Raw genomic sequence first — 2,959 nt, 5'->3', positions numbered from 1 at the left:
AAATTACTGACATATTAGAAAGTGGATTACTTGTTAAATTAACTGATGATTTCAAAGGATTAGTTCCTAAAAAGGAATTATCTCAAGAACAAATAAAAGATATAAATGAACACTTTAATGTTGGAGATAAAATTAAAGTTGTAGTATTTGATAAAAATAATAATAAAAATTCCATCTTACTTTCTATTAAAAAAATAGAGGAGTTAGAGGAGTAAAGAAGTATTGTAGTAGATATAATAATATAAGGAGAAAAGTACTAAACTTTAAGAGTCCGAATGAGGTAGTAAGAGAGTATCAAAATAGTTTAACAAATTAATAAAAATGTAAAAAAGGTGACTAAGTGGTTAATTACACACTTATACAGAAACTTTTTAAATATTTTGTTACATATGTTTGACAACTAAACAAGGTATATACCACCAATTTAAAAAAATACTTGAAAAAAAATTTAAAATATGATATTATCTATAAGTAAATTAAGCGAATATTCCGCTGTTTTCAATGACACATATTATGTAGAGAAAATACGAATGTTTTAGAGGGAAGGATGTGAATTTCTTGAAAGAGAAATTAATAGAATTAGTAGAAAAAGAATACTTAAAATCAGATTTACCACAATTTAAAGCTGGAGATACAGTAGCTGTACACTACACAGTAAAAGAAGGAAACAAAACTAGAATACAGGTTTTTGAAGGTGTAGTAATCAGAATTTCTGGTGGAAGTATTCAAAAAAGCTTTACAGTAAGAAAGGTATCTTCAGGAGTTGGAGTAGAAAGAATTATACCAATTAACTCTCCACTAATTGATAAAATCGAAGTTAAGAAGATAGGTAAAGTAAGAAGAGCTAAATTATATTACTTAAGAGGATTAAGTGGTAAAGCAGCAAGAATTAAAGAAATTAGAAAATAATTATATGAACCTAGCGAAAGCTAGGTTTTTTCTTTGTTTGTTAATATCTTTAAAAAATAAGATATGCTTATAATATGGTTAAAATTCACTTATGTTGGCAACAATTAATATTCATTTTTGTTGGAAATTAGAATTGAAAGATATTTTTTTAGATGAAACATTAATTATACTAAAACTTTTAATAGTTCGGAAAAGATTAAAGATGAGAAATATATTGATTTTGTAAGGTTAAAATTAACTTTATGTTAAATATAGAGTGAGAGTAAAACAAGATACTGTTGCTGCAGTACCTTGTTAGTTATAAATTTAATATGCTATTATTGGGAATAATAAGTAAAGCAATATTAAAAATATAATGAATTTACACTTGAATGACACAGTCTCACCTCCTTTCAGAGTAAAGACGTGTACATTATAGCACAAAAAAAAGAGAAGCAGCAACTTCTCTTTTATGTATCATTCAAATGTATTTAAATTACACTTGTATTATACATTAAATTCAAAAAAAATGCAAATTTTTAGAATAAATTCATAACTAAGATTTGTTTAGTTGTCAAATATATTTAACCCAATTTCAACTATTGATTTTTTTTAACTTCTTTGTTATACTTTTCATTGAAAGGTTATATGTATTATCTCACAACATTTGAATAAATTTAGAACTAAAATTCGATTAAGTTTAAAAGGATATACTTATGTTTGCAATAAATTTAATAGATAATACAGTAATTATTATGATACAGTATAAAACTTTTAGAATTAGAGAAATTAGAAAATAATGATATAAATCTAGCGAAGGCTAGGTTTTTCTATATATGATATAAAAAGAGGTGAGAATTATTTTAAACTTAAAATCTGCAATATATGGGTTTATAATAGGAGATTGTCTAGGAGTTCCTTTTGAATTTAAAAGGAGAGGTAGTTTTGTATTGATATGGTAGGATATGGAACTCATAATCAACCTGCAGGAACATGGTCAGATGATACAAGTATGTTATTAGCAACACTAGATAGTTTAAAAAAAATAAATATAAAATTGATGTTAAAGATATGAGGAATAGATTTAATAATTGGTTATACAAAGGTGAATATACAACGGATAAAAGAGTATTTGATGTAGGTATTACCACAAGACAAGCACTTGATTCTGGACAAGGTTTAGATGATTTTTTTTCAAATGGTAACGGTTCTTTAATGAGAATATTACCTTTAGTTTTTATAAATTCTACTAATGATGAGATAGATGAAGTATCTGCTATAACTCATGCACATTCTATTTCTAAGGAAGCATGTAGAATTTATGTAAATATAATAAAATCTTTAGTTCAAAAGAAAAATTTAAGAGATATACTTGATAACTTAGAATGTAGTGAACACTTTTCAAGACTAAAATATCTTTATACCTTGAAAGAGGAAGAAATAAAATCAACAGGTTATGTAGTTGATACTTTAGAAGCTAGTTTGTGGTGTGTCTTAACTCCAAATAGTTTTGAAGAATCAGTATTAAAAGCTATAAATTTAGGTGATGATACAGATACAATAGGAGCCATAACTGGTGGATTATCTGGAATAATTTACGGATTTAATAATATACCTAAAGATTGGATTGAAAAATTGAGAAATAAAGAAGAAATAGAAGAATATCTATTTTATATAATATAAATAGATAAAATATAGTGTGAGATTAAATTTAAAATAATTAGGAAGTTTTTTGGAATAAGAAAAAGGGCTTTAAGCCCTTTATATATAAATATTTTTATTTCATAATGGCGTACCTAGTAGGAGTCGAACCCGCAACCTTTTGATCCGTAGTCAAACGCTCTATCCGATTGAGCTATAGGTACATATAAAAAAATGGCGGACAAGGTGGGATTTGAACCCACGATCCAGGTTTATGCCCGGATGCTTCCTTAGCAGGGAAGTGTATTCGGCCTCTCTACCACTTATCCACACAGTATACTTCTTAGATACTCAATAAGTATACTATAATTTTTTTATGTTGTCAATAAAAAAATATGATATTATAGATAACCCCTAAATTCCAAAAGTA

At 26.3% G+C, this 2,959-nt stretch carries 4 protein-coding genes and 2 tRNA genes; 4 read left to right on the top strand and 2 right to left on the bottom strand.

The window, feature by feature from the left end:
- The 4 genes from BT993_RS06715 to BT993_RS06705 form a co-directional block, all read left to right on the top strand.
- On the top strand, positions 1–215 hold a 215-nt coding region (locus BT993_RS06715; RefSeq protein ID WP_143604308.1), incomplete at its 5' end, for a S1 RNA-binding domain-containing protein.
- 343 nt (positions 216–558) lie between these two features.
- Positions 559–909 (top strand): 50S ribosomal protein L19, encoded by a 351-nt coding sequence (gene rplS / locus BT993_RS06710; protein ID WP_072593795.1) that lies wholly within the window; start codon positions 559–561, stop codon positions 907–909.
- A gap of 934 nt (positions 910–1,843) precedes the next feature.
- A complete protein-coding gene (locus BT993_RS07575) occupies positions 1,844–1,963 on the top strand; it encodes an ADP-ribosylglycohydrolase family protein (protein WP_208600524.1) in 120 nt (39 codons plus the stop codon).
- Complete coding sequence (locus BT993_RS06705; protein ID WP_208600523.1) at positions 1,960–2,571, top strand: ADP-ribosylglycohydrolase family protein; 612 nt, start codon at positions 1,960–1,962, stop codon at positions 2,569–2,571. The genes BT993_RS07575 and BT993_RS06705 overlap by 4 nt, the downstream gene beginning before the upstream one ends.
- A gap of 105 nt (positions 2,572–2,676) precedes the next feature.
- Here BT993_RS06705 and BT993_RS06700 read toward each other — a convergent pair.
- Positions 2,677–2,753, bottom strand: a tRNA-Arg gene (locus tag BT993_RS06700).
- A gap of 11 nt (positions 2,754–2,764) precedes the next feature.
- Positions 2,765–2,858 (bottom strand) — tRNA-Ser (locus BT993_RS06695).
- Between the last annotated feature and the right edge of the window lie 101 nt (positions 2,859–2,959).

It is taken from the genome of Streptobacillus ratti (genome assembly GCF_001891165.1).
GTDB classification, from domain to species: domain Bacteria; phylum Fusobacteriota; class Fusobacteriia; order Fusobacteriales; family Leptotrichiaceae; genus Streptobacillus; species Streptobacillus ratti.
This window is presented reverse-complemented; position numbering and strand designations above follow the sequence as displayed.